Origin of the sequence: Flavobacterium adhaerens, from assembly GCF_040045115.1 — a bacterium.
Classification (GTDB): domain Bacteria; phylum Bacteroidota; class Bacteroidia; order Flavobacteriales; family Flavobacteriaceae; genus Flavobacterium; species Flavobacterium adhaerens.
Map to the genome: position 1 here is coordinate 194,640 of NZ_JBDLZX010000008.1, position 19,907 is coordinate 214,546.

Here is a 19,907-nt window from a genome sequence, read left to right on the forward strand (position 1 = left end):
GATAAATTGAGAGTAAACAAAAGGTGGTCACAACGACCACCTTTTATTTTTTAATTTTAAACGGGTATTTTTTCAATTAAAATTTCATTTTCTGCTGTATCAAAATAGGTACAGGTCATTTCGATTATGTCAACACGCCATTTTGCAATTCCACATTGCCCAGAATGATTACAAAAGGTTAGATAATCAGTTTGTCCCTCTTGATGCATTACTAAAAATTCTATAAATCGTTCTTTATTGGCGGTGGGAGCAATTTCTATAGTATTGTATTTTTCATCAGAAGTAACACTATAATTATTAACCCCATAATATTGTACGTGCCCATCATTTACAAAAGTATCATATCCTTTTACTCCTAAAATGACTAAGTTTTGGATATAGTTTGGGAAATCTGCTCCAGACTTAACTTTAGAATGCACTTCTTTTATTTGCTCAATTGTAAACATAGAATTGTTTTTTAAAATTAATTATAAAGATATAAAATCAGTTGTTTTTGGGAAACTGCTTAAAGCATTAATTACTATTTGTGGAGTTGGAGTAGCTAATTTTCTAAGTTTCGTATCCATCCAAGCACCATCCACGATAATTATGGCGCATAAAACCTCTTCTCTGTAAAATTCATGTACAATTGACCAACGAGAAGCGTCAGATTTCATTTTTGCCATTTTTGTTTGCATGATGATTATGTCAGAAAGTTTTATTTCTTTTCTGAAAACGCATTCTTCTCTGAATAAGACTGGTCCAATGTGCTCTTTTTGCATTACGAGTAATGTTAATCCTAATTCTTCTAGAATTTCAATTCGATGCTGTGCTCCAAAATCATAATAAGCACTATGGCGTAAGTGAAAATTAGGGTCTAAATCGGACCATCTAAAAGATAATTGTTTACTAAATGTTGTCATTTGTCTGAATAGATTTTATGCTAAGATACCAATCTATCTTATAAATTGGATAAAAGTAGTCTTTTAAATAAAAGTTAGAATATGTGTTATAAAAGTAGTTTTTTGTTGTTTTTATGTTTTTTTTTAGAAGAAAACTAAAGGACTTAAAAAAAAATAAAGTACTTTTATACTACATAAAAAGTGTTAAATTGTTTATATTACTAGTAAAATCATCACCTACAATGAGTTACTAGTTGCTTTGGTTTGTTTAAAGTTTTGTGATTTTCTAAGTAAATAAAAAAAAGTTAATGTTTACTTTAAAAAATAAAACTACTCTATTTAATTAGATTAAACTTTAAGAAAAGCCCCTATATTTTTTTAAAGTAAAATCTGAGTTAAATTATATGTGCCAAATGCGCTTAATTTTCTAGAAACGTTATTTTTAATTTCTAGAAATCTAATTTCTTAATTCATTATCGATTTAAGAAATTTTTATTACATACTAATTTGAATTCAGATTTCTTATAGTCATTGTTTGATAGTTTATTTCAATAAAAGTCATTGTATGTTTTTCCTTGATAACTAACATTCAATGAACAAAAAAGTTTTTCATTTAAAAAGTATATTTTATGCGACAATATTACCTGGCCTTTTTTATAGGATTTAAAACGACAAGTAAAAAAGCTTTTTTTTGGTTCTTTTTTTTATTTTTTGGTACTTTTTTTAGTTTAAAAGCACAAAACTGTGTTGTCAATGCAGGGATTCTTAATGAAACAATTTGTGCAAATGATCCCATGTTGCTTCAAGGAAATATTCCTTCTCCAATTATTGGACCAGCATTGTGGAAACAAATTAGCGGACCATCTGTTACTATTACATCTCCAAATTCTCCAACAACTACAGTTACAGGATACACAGGAGGAAATACTTATGTTTTTAGATATTCAGCTACGTGTGGAGATGGAGTTTCAACTTATCAAGATAAAACGGTTGTGGTAATGCCTATTACTATAGCAAATGCAGGTGCTGATATAGCTTCTTGTCCTAATTCTTCAGGTTCGATTTCAGTTAGTGGAAATGCTCCTCAAAATTCTGGTGAAACAGGACATTGGGAAATTACAGGTAATAATGATGCAGGAATAGTAATTAATTTTCCAAATTCAGCTACAACTACTTTAACATTACCAACAACTAGTTGTGGCGTAACGACATTAACTTGGGTTATCGAAGGAACAGAATATGCACCAGGTCAAAAATGTACTTCATCTGATTCGATAACAGTAACAAACTATGGAGGAGTAACTCCTGTCAGTGCAGGAGCAGACATTACTTTGGGCAATTGTTATACTACTACACAAAATGTAGATTTAAATGGTTCGTTTGGTGGCTGTGGATTAAATGGTCAAAATGGAACCTGGACTTTTGTGAGTGGTCCTAGTACACCAACGATTGCTAATCCAAATTCTAATGATACGAATATTTCCAATTTACAAGAAGGGACTTATGTCTTTAGATGGACTGTAGTAGGACCTTGTGCCTCTGGATCAGATGAGGTAAGTATTACTGTTCCAGCAGCTACTCAGGATGTTACTAATTTAGGAGGAGGGACAGAATATACTTATTTATGTGATAATACAGTTACTCAAGCTACATTAGTAGGGCAGTCTCCATCTTATGCAAACGAAACCGTATTGTGGACACAAACGGGAGGTGGAGCATGTACAATACAATCACCAACAAGTCCAACTACTTTAATTACTGGTATTTCTGATGCTGGCGATCCTTATACTTTTCGTTATACTTTAACTAATAGCCTTACTGGATGTACCTCTTATAAAGATTATGTTATTGAGTATAAAGCTTCAGATAGGACAATCTCTGCAGGAGATAATATTTTTGGAGAATGTGATCAAACAGATTTTTCAATTCCGCTTACTGTAACAGGATCAGGGGTTAATAAATATAGAATTTTGAGTGGTCCTGCTACTTCACCTTTAGCGCCTTTTCCAACATCACCTAAAAATGTTGGAAATCAGTTGAATATAAGTTTAACGGAATCTGGGAATTATATTTTACAGTTTGTAAGATCTGAGACAGGAGAATTACCTATAGGTTGTGATTATGGATTTGATAATTTGGCAATTGTGGTTTCTGCAAATGCGATTCCTTCGAATGCTGGATCTGATGTTGTATTGGCCTGTGGTGTTACAGAAGCACCATTAGCGGGGGTAGGTATTTCAGGTGCTGGGAATCATTATTGGACACAAGTAAGCGGTCCTAATACAGCAACAATAGTTGATAAATTAGAGCAAAATACTACTGCAACTGGTCTTATTGCTGGGACTTATGAGTTTCAATATATAACAAAAGGAGGAGGAACAAGATGTCCTTTATCTATTGACAATGTAACTGTGTATGTTTCTGATTCAACGCTTTCGGCGGTTGATGCTGGAGATAATGCTGTTATATGTACGAATTCGGAACTCACTTTAAATGGAAGTATTCCTGCAGCTGGTGAATTTGGGATTTGGACCCAGGATTCAGGTCCTGATACTATTACATTTTCAGATTCAGGAGATCCGAAAGCTGTTGCAACTGGATTTACAACAAATGGAGTGGCTAATGTATTACGATGGACAATAGGATATACGAATCCTGGACCAACAGGTTGTAGTGATCCTGTTTCGGATACTATGACTGTAAATACGGTTGCGGGATTAGCAACCACTATTGCACAAGCAGGACCTGATACTTGTTATCCGGGTGCTACCACAACAATTGTATTGGCAGGAAACGATGCTGGTATTGGCGAACAAGGAACATGGACAGTAACACCTACAACAGGCGTTAGTTTTGTCGATATTCATGATTCTAAAACGATAGTTACAATTCCATCTAATGGGACTTATACTTTTACTTGGTCAATTGAACCAACGATAGGCACTTGTCAAGGTTCTTCGGATAATGTTGTTGTAACAGTTGCCGATGATGTGACAACTGCAGTTGCAGGGCCTGATCAAAGTCTTTGTGGAGCTACAGTAACAATGGATGCTACTTTACCTAGTGGAGCAACTGGTTTGTGGACAAAAGTTTCGGGACTAGATAATTTTACAATAAGTGATGCAACTGATCCTAAAGCTGTATTTACATTCCAAAATACAGGACCATATGTTTTTCGTTGGACGATAAAAGCGGGTAATTGTTCTACAGGTTCAGATGATGTAAAAATTACAATAGGAATTCCTCCAACAACTGCTAATGCAGGACCAGATCAAACGATTTGTAATAATAACACAACTACTTTAGCAGGAAATGCTTATGATACTTTTTTTGAATTAGGGGCCTGGACACTTTTAGCCGGTGCACCTAATACACCTGATCTTGCTGATGCAACCAGTCCTACAACAACTGTTAGTAATCTTGTTCAAGGAACTTATACCTTTAGATGGACAGTAGGTAGTAAAGGAAATTTTTTATGTCCTGTGACATTTGATGATGTAGTGATAGAGGTGGCGCCATTAGCCAATGCTGGTTCTGATCAAACGTATTGCGATGTGACTACCGTACAGTTAGTAGGAACTCAAGATTCAAAAGGAACTTGGACACAAACTGGAGGAAATACTGCAGGGGTTGTAATTACACAAACACCATCTGATAGTTTTGTTGCTAATGTAACTGTAGTTCCAGGAAATGCTTATCAATTTACATATACTACTACTAGTTATAATTTTGCTTCTGGTGCAAGTTGTCCAGGAAGTTCAGATAGTGTAAATATAATTGTAAATAGTGGTGCAAGCGTACCACCAAATGCTGGTCCAGATCAAACAATATGTATTCAAGATGTTGGAGGCACAATTACTTTAAATGGTAATACTCCACCTGCGGATGTAAGTGTTGCCCAATGGGAATGGGTATTACAACCTTCAGGAAGTGTAGCTTCTATTACTAATGTAAATAGTCCGACTTCGCAAGTAACTAACTTAACAGTTCCAGGTTTGTATATTTTACAATGGAAATTTGAAAGTGATAGTTGTGCGGATTTGTCGGATATTGTACGTATTACAGTATTCCAAGCGCCAAGTCAAGCAAATGCAGGTCCAGATGATACAGTTGCCTGTCAGCAAACTTATACTACAAATGCAGTAGCACCAACAGCAGGAATAGGAAGATGGTCTTTCCAATCTCAACCTTCTGGAGCAAATGCTACTATTGACAGTCCAAATAATCCAAAAACAACTTTATCCAATGTTACCGTATTAGGAACTTATATTTTGAATTGGACAGTTACTAATGGACCGTTTACAAGCCCTTCTTTATGTGCTCCATCTGTAGATCAAGTTTCTATTACTTTCAATGATGTACCACCTAGTGTTGCAAATGCAGGGCCTGATCAAAACTTATGTTCTGTAACACAGACTAATTTGGCAGCTACTGCAGTTACCAATGGTAAAGGAACTTGGACACAAACATCAGGAGCAGCAGCAAATATTGCATCGCCTAATGATCCAGCTTCACTAGTTTTTGGATTAACAACTGGTGTATATGAATTTACTTGGACGGCAACGACTTTAAATGAAGATGGTTGCTTTTCTGAAGATACGGTGCAGATTGAAATTTATGCACAACCCATAAATGTAAATGCAGGTCCAGATCAAACATTGCCAGAATTCTCTCCAGTTGTAATGGCTGCCACTGCACCTACAGTTGGACAAGGAGAATGGGTTAAAGTTTCAGGACCACCTTCAACAGTAGTATTTGTAGATCCAAATTCACCAACAACGAATGTTTCAGGATTGTCTGTTGGTACTACTGTTTTAGAATGGAGGGTGACTAATGGTCCTTGTGCAGTTGCAACAGACCAAGTAAGCATAACAATATTAGCGCAAACAGATTTAGAACTTACCAAATTAGTTACACCAACATCTGCAAAAGTAGGTGATGAAGTAACTTTTACAATAAATGTGTATAATAACAATGCTATTGGAGGTACCACTGATGCTACTGGAGTTGCGGTAAGAGATGTTATACCAGACGGATATACTTTAGTGCCAGGTTCTGTTAATAATGGGGGAATTTATAATGCAGGAACTTTTTCTATAGTTTGGGCTAATTTAAGTATTCCTTTAGGAGCGACCACTCAACTGAATTTTAGAGCCAAAGTAAATGCTACAGGAAATTATGTGAATACCGCACAAGTTATTGCTTGTAATGAATTTGATATTGATAGTACACCTAATAATAATATAGCTACTGAAGATGATCAATCATCGGTCTCAGTAACAATTGTACCAACTTCGGTAGATTTATCATTAACTAAAACAGTTGTAAATGATAATCTTACTCCTTTAGTAAATACTCCAATAGCCTTTGAAGTTAGAATTAAAAACTCAAGTTTAGACAATGCGACAGGAGTTCAAGTTAGAGATTTACTTCCATCAGGATATAGCTATCAACTTTATAATTCTACAAAAGGAACTTATGATCCAATTACAGGTATATGGAATGTTGGTGCAGTTGAAGCGGGTGTAGAAGAGGTTTTAACACTTACAGTAAATGTTAATACAACAGGTGATTATCTTAATATCGCCGAAGTTACGGCTTGCGATCAACCGGATATTGATTCAACACCAAACAATGGAGTTCCAACAGAAGATGATTATGCCAGTGTATTGACAACTCCGGTTCCATTGGAAGCTGATTTATCATTGACAAAAACAGTAGATCAAGGTAACTTGAATCGCTTAGTTGGTTCTCAGGTTATTTTTAAAGTGGTAGTTAGTAATGCTGGAAGTCAAACAGCATCAGGAGTTACTGTCACTGATTTATTACCAAATGGGTTTACTTTTGTTTCTTCAAGTGTAACTTCAGGGGCCTATGATGAAATTTCAGGAATTTGGACAGTTGGGGCTTTAGCCAAAGACGCAGCCGAAACTTTATTAGTTACCGCTACTGTTAATGCTGCTGGAGATTATAAAAATAATGCAGAAGTAACTGCAAGTAGCTTACCTGATCCAGACTCAACTCCAAATAATGGTGAAAATGCTGAGGATGATTTCGCTACAATAACAATTATTCCTGTCCCTGCAGTAGCAGATTTATCTTTGACAAAAATAATTGTGGGTGGTAATACCAGTCCTTTGGTTGGTACTTCTGTTTCATTTCAAATTGTAGCGACTAATAATGGTCCCGAAAATGTAACTGGAGTTCAAGTTACAGATTTGCTTCCTTCTGGATATACTTATGTAATTTCAACACCTTCAGCTGGAACTTATGATCCAAATACTGGTGTGTGGAGTATTGGAGCAATGGTTAATGGAGCATCAGAAACTTTAACAGTAAATGCAACGGTAAATTCGACAGGTGATTATACCAACATCGCTGAAATCAGCACTAGTAGTTTGCCAGATTTAGATTCAACACCTAACAATGGTATAGATACAGAGGATGATTATGCAAGTGTAATTGTTACTCCAATCAAACAAGAAGCTGATTTATCATTAACAAAAACTATTGTTGGTGGAAATACAAATCGTTTAGTTGATTCTCAAGTTACCTTTAATGTAGTGATTAATAATTCAGGACCTCAAACAGTTTCTGGAGTAACAGTAACCGATTTGTTGCCAAACGGATTTACTTTTGTTTCTTCTAGTGTTACCACTGGAGCCTATAATAATGTATCGGGCTTATGGACAGTAGGAAGCTTAGCAAATGGTGCTTCTGAAACATTAATTGTTACAGCTACGGTAAATGGAACAGGAAATTATACCAATATCGCCGAAATTACTACAAGTAGTTTATCAGATCCTGATTCAACACCAAATAATGCAGTTACTACAGAAGATGATTATGGAAGTATTACTGTTGTTCCAGTTACAGCAGTTGCAGATTTATCCTTGACAAAAACTATTTTTGGAGGAAATTCGAGTCCAGCTGTTGGTGCTCCAATTTCATTCCAAATTATAACAACTAATGATGGACCACAAGATGCTACTGGTGTTCAAGTCACAGATTTACTTCCAACGGGTTATACCTATGTAGGGTCTATAGCATCTGTAGGAACATATAATCCTACTACAGGAATTTGGAATATTGGAACTTTAAATAATGGGGGGGCAGGGACACTGACCGTAAACGCTACCGTAAATGCTACTGGTGAATATACGAATATCGCCGAAGTATCGGCAAGTAGTATAGCCGATTTAGATTCTACTCCAAACAATGGTATAGATACAGAAGATGATTATGCAAGTGTGATCGTTACTCCTATAAAACAAGAGGCTGATTTGTCATTAACTAAAACGATTGTTGGTGGCAATACAAATCGTTTAATTGGTGATGCAATTACTTTCAATGTAGTAGTAAATAATTTAGGGCCACAAGCAACTTCGGGAGTAACTGTAACTGATTTATTGCCTTCTGGATTTACTTACACTTCTTCGAACGTTACAGCAGGATCTTATGATAATGTTTCAGGATTATGGACGATTGGTAGTATAGCAAATGGTGGGTCAGCAACTTTAATTGTTAATGCAACCGTAAATGCAACTGGAGATTATACTAATATTGCAGAAGTTACTACTAGTAGTTTGACAGATCCAGATTCGACACCAGGAAATGGAATTACAACAGAAGATGATTATGGAACAGTAACTGTTGTTCCTGTGACCGCAGTAGCAGACTTATCATTGACCAAAACAATTGTTGGAGGAAATGCAAGTCCATTGGTTGGTGCGGCAATTTCTTTCCAAGTTGTAGCTACAAATGCTGGACCTCAAAATGCGACAGGAGTTAGAGTAAGAGATTTACTTCCTTCAGGATATACTTATGTAGTTTCAACTGCTACCTCAGGAACTTATAATCCTACAACAGGAGTTTGGAATATTGGATCTTTAAATAATGGTGTGTCAGAAACTTTGACAGTAAATGCAACCGTTAAAGCGACAGGAAACTATATTAATGTTGCTGAAGTAACCGCTAGTAGTCTTCCGGACTTGGATTCTACACCAAACAATGGTATTGATACAGAAGATGATTATGCTAGTGTAATTGTTACTCCAATTAAACAAGAAGCTGATTTGTCATTAACCAAAACAATTGTTGGCGGTAATACAAATCGTTTAATAGGATCCGAAGTTACTTTTAACGTTGTTGTGAATAATGCTGGACCTCAAGCTGCATCGGGAGTAACAGTAAATGATTTATTACCAAATGGATTTACATTTGTTTCATCAAGCATTACAACAGGAAGCTATAATGAAACTACAGGAATTTGGGCTATTGGAACATTAGCTAATGGTGCATCAGAAACTTTAATCGTAACAGCTACTGTAACAGCTACAGGAAATCATACTAACGAAGCCGAAATTTCAGCGAGTAGTATTGCCGATCCAGATTCAACTCCTAATAATGGAGTAGTTACAGAAGATGATTACGGTGCTATAACAGTTGTTCCTGTTACAGCAGTTGCTGATTTATCATTAACCAAAACAATCGTAGGTGGCAATGCAAGTCCATTAGTTGGAACTCCAATTTCGTTCCAAATCATCACAACCAATGATGGACCTCAAAATGTTACTGGTGTTCAAGTTAAAGATTTGTTGCCATCAGGTTATACTTATGTAGGTTCAATACCTTCTGCAGGAACATATAATGCAGCTACAGGAATTTGGAATATTAATGCTTTGGCCAATGGTGCATCAGCAACTTTAACAGTAAATGCTACAGTAAACACAACTGGCGATTATAATAATATTGCTGAAATTACCGCTAGTAGTTTACCAGATTTGGATAGTGCTGTAAATAACGGAATTACTACAGAAGATGATTATGCAAGCGTAATTGTTACTCCCGTTAAACAAGAAGCTGATTTATCATTAACAAAAACAATTGTAGGTGGAAATACCAATCGTTTGATAGGTTCTCAAGTAACTTTTAATGTTGTAGTAAACAATGTGGGTAGTCAAGATACCTCTGGGGTTACTATAACAGATTTATTGCCAGATGGATTTACGTTTGTTTCTTCAAATGTAACTGCAGGTGCCTACAATAGTACTACGGGATTATGGACTATTGGGAATTTAGCTAATGGAGCATCAGAAACTTTGATTGTAAATGCTACTGTAAATGCATCAGGAGATTATACTAATATTGCAGAAGTTACTACGAGTACTGTTGCAGATCCAGATTCTACTCCAGGAAATGGAGATACGACTGAGGATGACTATGCAAGTATAACAATTGTACCTGTTACTGCAGTAGCTGATTTATCATTAAATAAATCAATAATAGGTGGAAATAATAGACCGCTTGTTGGGGCTCCAATTTCGTTTCAAATAGCTGTTACAAATAGTGGTCCTCAAGGGGCTACTGGTGTTCAAATTACCGATTTACTTCCAACAGGATATACTTATGTTGGTTCAGCTCCTTCTTTGGGAACTTATAACCCAACAACAGGAGTATGGAATATAGGAGCTTTAGCTAATGGAGCATCAGTAACCTTAACGGTTAATGCCACTGTAAATGCTACTGGAGTTTATACTAATATTGCTGAGATAACGGCAAGTGATTTAGCCGATTTAGATAGTACGCCAAATAATGGTGTTATCACAGAAGATGATTATGCAGCAGTAATTGTTCTTCCAATTAAACAAGAGGCTGATTTAGCATTAACTAAAACTATCGATGGCGGAAATACCAATCGTCTAATTGGTTCACAAGTTGCTTTTAGTGTTGTGGTGACCAATTCAGGTCCTCAAAATGCTTCATTAGTATCTGTTACAGATTTATTGCCAAGCGGATTTACTTTTGTTTCCTCAAGCATTACAACTGGTACTTATAATTCAACTACTGGTGTTTGGAATATTGGAACATTAGTTAATGGAGCATCAGAAACGTTAACAGTGACAGCCACGGTAAATGCTACAGGAAATCACACCAACAAAGTTGAAGTGACAGCCAGTGGTATTGCAGATCCTGATTCAACACCAAATAACGGAAATACTACAGAGGATGATTATAGTGCTATCACAGTTGTTCCAGTTACTTCTGTAGCTGATTTGTCATTGACAAAAACAATCATAGGAGGTAATGCAAGTCCATTAGTTGGAACACCTATTTCATTTCAAATTATTGCAACCAACGATGGACCTCAAAATGCCACAGGAGTACAAGTTAAAGACTTCCTTCCTTCGGGTTATACTTATGTAATTTCAACTGTTACAGCTGGTACTTATAATCCAGCAACAGGAATTTGGAATATTAACAATTTAGAAATGGGAGTTTCTGAAACTTTGGTTGTAAATGCTACTGTGAATGCAACAGGAACTTATACGAATATTGCCGAAGTGTCAGCTAGTAATTTACCAGATTTAGATTCTACACCAAATAATGGAGTTGAAACAGAAGATGATTATGCAAGTGTTATAGTTACTCCAGTTCAATTAGATGCTGATTTGTCTTTAAGTAAAACTATTGTTGGAGGGAATGCAAATCGCTTAATTGGTTCTCAAGTAACTTTTAATATAGCTGTAAATAATGCGGGTAGCCAACCTACTTCAGGAGTTACAATAAGAGACTTACTACCAGGTGGATTTACATTTGTTTCTTCAAGTGTTACGACTGGAGCTTATAATCAGACAACAGGAATTTGGAATATTGGAGCATTAACCAATGGTGCAACAGAGACTTTGATTGTTACTGCTACGGTAAATGCTTCAGGTGATTATGTGAATGAAGCTGAAGTTATGACTAGCGCTATTGCTGATCCAGATTCTATGCCAGGAAATGGAGTTACAACAGAGGATGATTATGCAAGAATTGAAGTTATACCTGTAACTGCTATAGCTGACTTATCATTGACAAAAGCTATTATTGGAGGTAATGCAAGTCCACTTGTGGGAGCATCGATTTCTTTCCAAGTTATTGCAACAAATAATGGGCCTCAAAATGCTACAGGTGTTCAGGTTACCGATTTACTTCCAACAGGATATACCTATGTTGGTTCAGCTCCTTCAACAGGCACTTATAATGCCACAACAGGGGTTTGGAATATAGGGGCTTTAGCAAGTGGTGTTTCTACAACTTTAACGGTAAATGCTACTGTAAATGCTACAGGAGTTTATACAAATATTGCAGAAGTAACCGCAAGTAGTTTACCTGATTTAGACTCAACTCCAAATAATGGAGACACGACAGAAGATGATTATGCCAGTGTAATTGTTACTCCTGTTAAGCAAGAAGCCGATTTATCATTAAGCAAAACGATTGCTGATGGAAACATAAATCGTTTAGTAGGATCTGAAGTGACTTTTAATGTAGTAATCAATAATGCAGGTCCTCGAACCGCTACTGGAGTTGCAGTAACTGATTTATTACCAAACGGATTTACTTTTGTTTCTGCTAATGCTACGACAGGAACTTATAATTCTACTACTGGATTATGGAGTGTAGGAGCCTTGGTTACTGGTGCATCTGAGACTTTGATTGTTAAGGGGACTGTAAATGCTTCTGGAAATCATACGAATAAAGCAGAAGTAACAGCTAGTAGTATTTCAGATCCAGATTCAACACCAAATAACGGAGTAGTTACCGAGGATGATTATGCTAGTGTGACAATTATTCCAGTTACGGCTGTGGCCGATTTATCATTAACAAAAACTATTGTTAGTGGTAATCCAAATCCGCTAGTTGGTTCTTCAATTTCATTTCAAGTTGTAGCAACCAACAGTGGGCCTCAAACAGCAACTGCTATTCAAGTCAAAGATTTACTCCCTTCAGGTTATACTTATGTAATTTCTACTACTACTTCAGGAACTTATAATCCTGTAACAGGAGTATGGAATATAGCATCTTTGCCAAATGGTATTTCAGAAACTTTAACGGTAAACGCAACTGTAAATGCGACAGGAGTTTATACTAATATTGCTGAAGTAATAGCTAGTAGTTTACCTGATTTAGATTCTACCCCAGATAATGGAATAGAAACTGAAGACGATTATGCTAGTGTGATTGTTACTCCAATCAAACAAGAAGCCGATTTGTCATTGACTAAAATTATTGTAGGAGGAGATTTGAATCGCTTAGTAGGTTCGCAAGTTACCTTTAATGTGGTTGTGAATAATGCAGGAGGTCAAGATGCTACAGGGGTTGCAGTAACTGATTTACTACCGAGTGGATTTACTTATGTATCTTCGAATGTAACGGCTGGATCTTATAATGCAACAACTGGAGTTTGGAATGTTGGAGCTCTTGCTAATGGTGTTTCAGAAACTTTGATAGTAAATGCAACTGTGAATTCAACAGGAAATCACACAAACAAAGCTGAAGTGACTTCTAGTAGTTTGGCAGACCCAGATTCTACTCCAAATAATGGAATTGAAACTGAAGATGATTATGCAAGTGTAACTATTGTTCCAATTACTTCTGTAGCCGATTTATCATTGACGAAAACAATAGTAGGGGGTAATGCAAGTCCACTAGTTGGTTCTTCGATATCTTTCCAAATTGTAGTTTCTAATGCAGGACCTCAAAATGCAACAGGTGTTCAAGTTAAAGATTTACTTCCTACAGGTTATACATATGTAATTTCAACTCCTTCTTCAGGAACTTATAATCCTACAACAGGAGTATGGAATATTAGTAACTTATCAAATAATTCAGCCGAAACGTTAACAATAAATGCTACAGTGAATGCAACTGGTATTTATACAAATATTGCTGAAGTTATTGCAAGTAGTTTACCTGATACGGATAGTACTCCAAATAATGGAGTGGTTACAGAGGATGATTATGCTAGTGTAATTGTGACCCCAATTAAACAAGAAGCTGATTTATCATTAACTAAAACAATAGTTGGAGGTAATGTTAATCGTTTGATAGGTTCTCAGGTTACTTTTAATGTAGTTGTTAATAATGCAGGACCTCAAACGGCTCAAGCGGTTGCAGTAACAGATTTATTACCAAATGGATTTACTTTTGAATCTTCAAGTGTTACAACAGGATCTTATGATGCAACTACTGGTTTATGGACTATTGGTACATTAATTAATGGAGCATCAGAAACTTTGACAGTAAATGTAACAGTAAATGCGACAGGTAATTATAATAATATTGCAGAGATAACTGCAAGTAGTATTTCAGATCCAGATTCAACACCAAATAATGGAGTAGTAACTGAAGATGATTATGGTAACTTAACTATTGTTCCAGTTACAGCAGTTGCTGATTTATCATTGACAAAAGCTATAGTTGGAGGTAATGCAAGTCCACTTGTAGGTTCGACTATTTCATTCAGAATTGTTGCAACTAATGATGGTCCTCAAACAGCATCTGGAGTTGAAATTAAAGATTTGTTGCCATCTGGTTTTACTTACGTAAATTCGACTGCTACAGCAGGAACTTATAATGAAACCACAGGAATTTGGGCTATTGCTAGTTTGGTTAATGGTGTTTCTGAAACATTGACAGTAAACGCTACAGTAAATGCTACAGGAGATTATATCAATGTAGCAGAAATTTCAGCTAGTAGTTTACCAGATTTAGATTCAACTCCAAACAATGGAATTGCTACTGAAGATGATTATGCAAGTGTAGTTGTAACTCCAGTTACATTAGAGGCTGATTTATCATTGACTAAAACAATTGTTGGAGGTAATACGAATCGTTTGATAGGTTCACAAATTACTTTTAATGTGGTAGTCAATAATGCAGGAAGTCAACCTACTTCAGGTGTACTAGTTAGAGATTTATTACCAAGCGGATTTACTTTTGTTTCTTCAAGTGTAACTACAGGCGTATATAATGAAACTACTGGAGTTTGGAATATTGGTAATTTAGCTAATGGAGCATCAGAAACTTTAATCGTAAATGCTACTGTAAATGCTACAGGGATTTATACAAACAATGCTGAGGTAACTGCAAGTGCTATTGCTGATCCAGATTCAACACCAAATAACGGAATTACAACTGAGGATGATTATGCTACTATAACAATAGTTCCAGTTACAGCTGTAGCTGATTTATCAGTAACTAAAACCATAGTAGGAGGAAATGCAAGTCCACTAGTTGGTTCATCTATTTCATTTGAAGTAGTTGTTTCTAATAGTGGTCCACAAAATGCCACAAATGTTGAAGTTAAAGACTTATTACCTTCGGGTTATACCTATGTAATTTCTACTACAACGGCAGGTACGTATGTTCCAACTACAGGAATTTGGACTATCAACATTTTAGCAAATGGTATTTCAGAAACCTTAACAATAAATGCAGTAGTAAATGATACAGGAATTTACAATAATATTGCTGAGGTTACAGCAAGTAGTTTACCAGATTTAGATTCAACTCCAAATAATGGAATTACTACAGAAGATGATTACGCTAGTGTTATTGTTACTCCAATCAAACAAGAAGCTGATTTAGCATTGACTAAAACTATTTTAGGAGGAAATCCTAATCGTTTAATAGGTTCTCAAGTTACTTTTAATGTAGTAGTTAATAATGCTGGTCCACAAACAGCTAATGGAGTAACCGTGACAGATTTATTACCAAACGGATTTAGTTTTATTTCTTCTAATGTAACTGCAGGATCTTATAATGAAATTACAGGAGTTTGGAGTATTAATGCTTTGGCTAATGGTGCATCAGAAACATTAATTATAAATGCTATTGTAAACGCTAATGGTAATCATACTAATAGTGCTGAAGTAACAGCGAGCAGTATTGCTGATTCAGATTCTACACCAAATAATGGAATTACTACAGAAGATGATTATGCTAGTGTAACGGTTATACCAGTTACATCGGTTGCTGATTTATCATTAACCAAAACAATTGTAAATGGTAATGCTACCCCATTGGTGGGAGACGCAATTTCTTTTCAAGTGGTTGCAACCAACGATGGTCCTCAAACAGCAACAGGTATTCAAGTTAAAGATTTATTACCATCGGGTTATACTTATGTGATTTCAACTACTACATCAGGAACTTATAACCCAACTACTGGAGTATGGAATATTACTAGTTTAGCAAGTGGTGTGTCAGAAACTTTGACTGTAAATGCAACAGTGAATGCAACGGGAATCTATACAAACATTGCTGAAATTACTGCTAGTAGTTTACCTGATTTGGATTCAACTCCAAATAACGGAATTACTACTGAAGATGATTATGCAAGTGTGGTTGTTACACCAATCAAACAACAAGCCGATTTATCATTGACTAAAATTATTGTAGGAGGAAACCCAAATCGTTTAGTAGGTTCACAAGTTACTTTTAATATAGTAGTAAATAATGCAGGGGCACAAGATGCTACTGGTGTTCAAGTAACTGATTTGTTACCAAGTGGATTTACTTATGTTTCTTCAAATGTAACAGCAGGATCTTATAACACAACTTCGGGAGTTTGGAATATTGGAACATTAGCTAACGGAGCATCAGAAACTTTGATAGTAAATGCTACAGTAAATGCTAGTGGTAATCATACAAACGTTGCGGAAGTAACCGCTAGTAATTTATCTGATCCAGATTCTGCACCAAATAATGGAGTAGTAACTGAAGATGATTATGCTAGCATTATGGTTGTTCCAGTTACTTCAGTAGCTGACTTAGCATTAACCAAAACTATTGTTGGAGGTAATGCAAGTCCACTTGTTGGAACACCAATTTCTTTCCAAATTATTGTTACAAATAGTGGTCCTCAAACAACAACAGGAATTCAAATTACAGATTTATTGCCGTCTGGATTTACGTATGTAATTTCTACAGCTACAAGAGGAATTTATAATCCAGTTACAGGTATTTGGGATATTTCGAGCTTGGCTAGTGGCACAGCAGAAACTTTAACAGTAAATGCTACAGTAAACTCAACAGGGGATTACATTAATGTTGCAGAAATTACAGCTAGTAGTTTACCGGATTTAGATTCCACTCCAAATAACGGAGTTATAACAGAAGATGATTATGCGAGTGTAGTGGTTACACCAACCATTCCTCAAGCTAATTTATCATTAACAAAAACCGCAGTGAGAAATAATACAAATCCATTGGTTGGAGGTTCCATTTCTTTTGAAATTGTTATCACTAATAATGGACCTCAAGATGCAACTGGGGTTCAAGTTAAAGACCTGCTTCCTTCTGGTTTCAGTTATGTAATTTCAACTACTTCATTAGGAATGTACAATGTTGCAACTGGAATTTGGAATATTGGTAATTTACCAAACGGTATTTCCGAAACTTTAACAGTAAACGCTACCGTAAATGCTACAGGAGATTATACTAATATAGCAGAAATTATAGCAAGTTCATTACCTGATCCTAATTCTACTCCAAATAACGGAGACATTTCAGAAGATGATTATGCAGAAGTTATTGTAACCCCAGTAGTTCCAACAGCAGATTTATCACTGACCAAAACTGTAAATAATGCAATGCCGTTGGTGGGATCGGTAGTTTTGTTTGAACTTACAGCAACCAATAATGGTCCAGAGAATGTAACTGGAGTTCAGGTCAGGGATATGTTACCATCGGGTTATACTTATGTAGGCGCATCAGCTTCTGCAGGAGTTTATACATTGGGAACAGGAGTTTGGAATATTGGAGCTTTATTAGACGGACAATCAGAGACCTTGGTTATCACTGCAACGGTTAATGATACAGGAGCTTATTTGAATACAGCAGAAGTAATATCAAGTAGTTTGGCAGATTCTGATTCTACACCAGATAATGGAGTTATAACAGAAGACGATTATGCAAGCGTTGCAGTAAATCCAGTTGCTACTGCCGCAGATTTATCATTGACTAAAACAATAGTAGGAGGGAATACTAGTCCAGCATACGGAGCAACAGTAACATTCCAAGTAACTGTTACCAATAATGGGCCTCAAGCAACTACAAATGTAAGAGTAAGAGATATTTTGCCTAATGGATATACCTTTAGTGTGTATAGCTCAACAGCAGGAGTTTATGATGAAGTAACAGGAATTTGGAATATTGGAGCTATGCCAAATAGTGCTGTAGAAAACCTATTGGTTTCTGCGATAGTTCAAAGAACAGGCGATTATCAAAATATAGCTGAAATTATTGATTCAAGTTTACAAGACCCAGATAGTACTCCAAACAACGGAATCGTAACTGAGGATGACTATGCTTCAATTACATTGACTCCAGTAAATGAAATAGCTGATTTATCTATAAGTAAATTGGTTGTAAATAATAATATTACGCCATTAGTTGGGGAGCAAATTTCTTTCCAAATAACAGTAACAAATTCAGGACCTAGCATAGCAACGGGTGTAGAAGTAAAAGATATTTTGCCTTCTGGATACCAGTATGTGTTTTATAATGCAAGTTCTGGCTCTTATGATAGTATTACTGGAATATGGCGACCAGGGCTAATATCACCAAACAGTACGCAAACATTGTTAATTAATGCATTGGTTAAAACTCCAACAGGCACAACTGATGAATATTTGAATGTAGCAGAAATTACAGCTAGTAATCAATTTGATCCTGATAGTACACCAAATAATGGTTTGGTTACTGAAGATGATTATGATAGTGTTTTTGTGACGCCAGTTATAGTTACTGCGGATCTTTCAGTTGAAAAAACAATTATTAATAATCAAAATCCAAATGTTGGCGATATTATTACTTTCCAAATAAAAGTAAATAATGCTGGACCAGGAAACGCAACTGGTGTTGAAGTAAAAGATTTACTTCCTTCTGGATTTGAATACGTTTCGCATAATGCAACAAGTGGTAATTATACATTCGTTGATGGAAAATGGTTATTAGGTGCTATTATTAATGGAGGCGAACAAACTTTATTGGTTTATGCAAGAGTAAAACCTGTTGCGGGTACAATAAATGAGTTTTTAAATATTGCTGAAATTACAGCTAGTAACTTGCCAGACCCTGATAGTACACCAAATAATGGAGTTACAACAGAAGATGATTATGATAGTATTAATGTAGCAGTACAATATGCTGACTTGAGTTTAGATAAATCAGTGAGTAATCCAAATGCGAATGTTAATGAAGTAGTAACTTTTACAATCCAAATCAATAATTTAGGTTCATCTATCGCGACAGGTGTTTCTATTGAAGATTTATTACCAATAGGCTATAGTAAAATTACTAATGTTACTAACGGTGGTATTTATAGAAACTATAGAATTGTATGGACTAATTTGACTATTCCTCTTGATGGGTTAACTGTAACTTATCAAGCAACAGTAGAATCTCCAATTGGATTAACAGATTTAGACTACGTTAATGTGGCTCAGATAACAGCTAGTAATCAATTTGATCCTAATAGTACACCAAATAATGATGATGGAGACCAAAGTGAAGATGATGAAGACAGTGCGTTTGTCGAAGTTCCAAAAACCGATATAGCGATCATAAAAAGCGTAGATTCTCAGGATCCAAGCATTGGTAAGCAAATTAACTTTACTGTTACAGCAGATAATGTTGGAAGTTTGAACGCTACAAATGTTGAAGTAGAGGATGTTTTACCAGCTGGATATCAATTTATTTCTACTACATCTACTTCTGGAGTTTACGATGCTGCTAATGGTGTATGGAGAATACCTGCCATCGAATTTAATTCGGCTCAAACACTAACAATTACGGTAAAAGTTTTGGATAATAAAGATTATTTGAATATTGCAAAACTAGTAGCTTTAGATCAAATTGATACAAATGCTTCTAACAATGAAAGTAGTGCCACAATTGAGCCAACTTGTTTGAAAATATATAATGAGTTTTCACCTAATAATGATGGAGTAAATGAAGTGTTTTATATTGATTGTATTGCTAATTATCCAAAAAATAAACTCGATATCTTTAATAGATGGGGTGATTTAGTATACACTCAGAATGCTTATAAAAACACTTGGGATGGAACATCAAATGGTTCTAATAAAGTCTTGCCCGTTGGAACTTATTTCTATGTTTTAGATCTAGGCGATGGATCTCCAAAAACATCAGGTTGGTTGTATTTAAAACGATAATCAATGCAATAAGAAAAGA

At 35.6% G+C, this 19,907-nt stretch carries 3 protein-coding genes; 1 reads left to right on the forward strand and 2 read right to left on the reverse strand.

Annotation, left to right across the window (positions count from 1 at the left end; all coding sequences use genetic code 11):
• Positions 1–56 precede the first annotated feature (56 nt).
• A complete protein-coding gene (locus tag ABEB18_RS12850; RefSeq protein ID WP_348799708.1) occupies positions 57–446 on the reverse strand; it encodes a DUF1398 domain-containing protein in 390 nt (129 codons plus the stop codon).
• 21 nt (positions 447–467) lie between these two features.
• Positions 468–902, reverse strand: coding sequence for an acyl-CoA thioesterase (locus ABEB18_RS12855; protein ID WP_348799709.1), 435 nt, complete (start codon positions 900–902; stop codon positions 468–470).
• Between the two features lie 608 nt (positions 903–1,510).
• Here ABEB18_RS12855 and ABEB18_RS12860 point away from each other — a divergent pair.
• Entirely contained in the window at positions 1,511–19,888 is an 18,378-nt protein-coding gene (locus ABEB18_RS12860; RefSeq protein ID WP_348799710.1) for a PKD domain-containing protein, read from the forward strand.
• Positions 19,889–19,907: the final 19 nt, after the last annotated feature.

Excerpts from the sequence above, each read along its gene's own strand:
- ABEB18_RS12855 (WP_348799709.1), bottom strand. The coding sequence starts at position 902 with ATGACAACATTTAGTAAACAATTATCTTTTAGATGGTCCGATTTAGAC.
- ABEB18_RS12850 (WP_348799708.1), bottom strand. The coding sequence starts at position 446 with ATGTTTACAATTGAGCAAATAAAAGAAGTGCATTCTAAAGTTAAGTCT.
- ABEB18_RS12860 (WP_348799710.1), top strand. The coding sequence starts at position 1,511 with ATGCGACAATATTACCTGGCCTTTTTTATAGGATTTAAAACGACAAGT.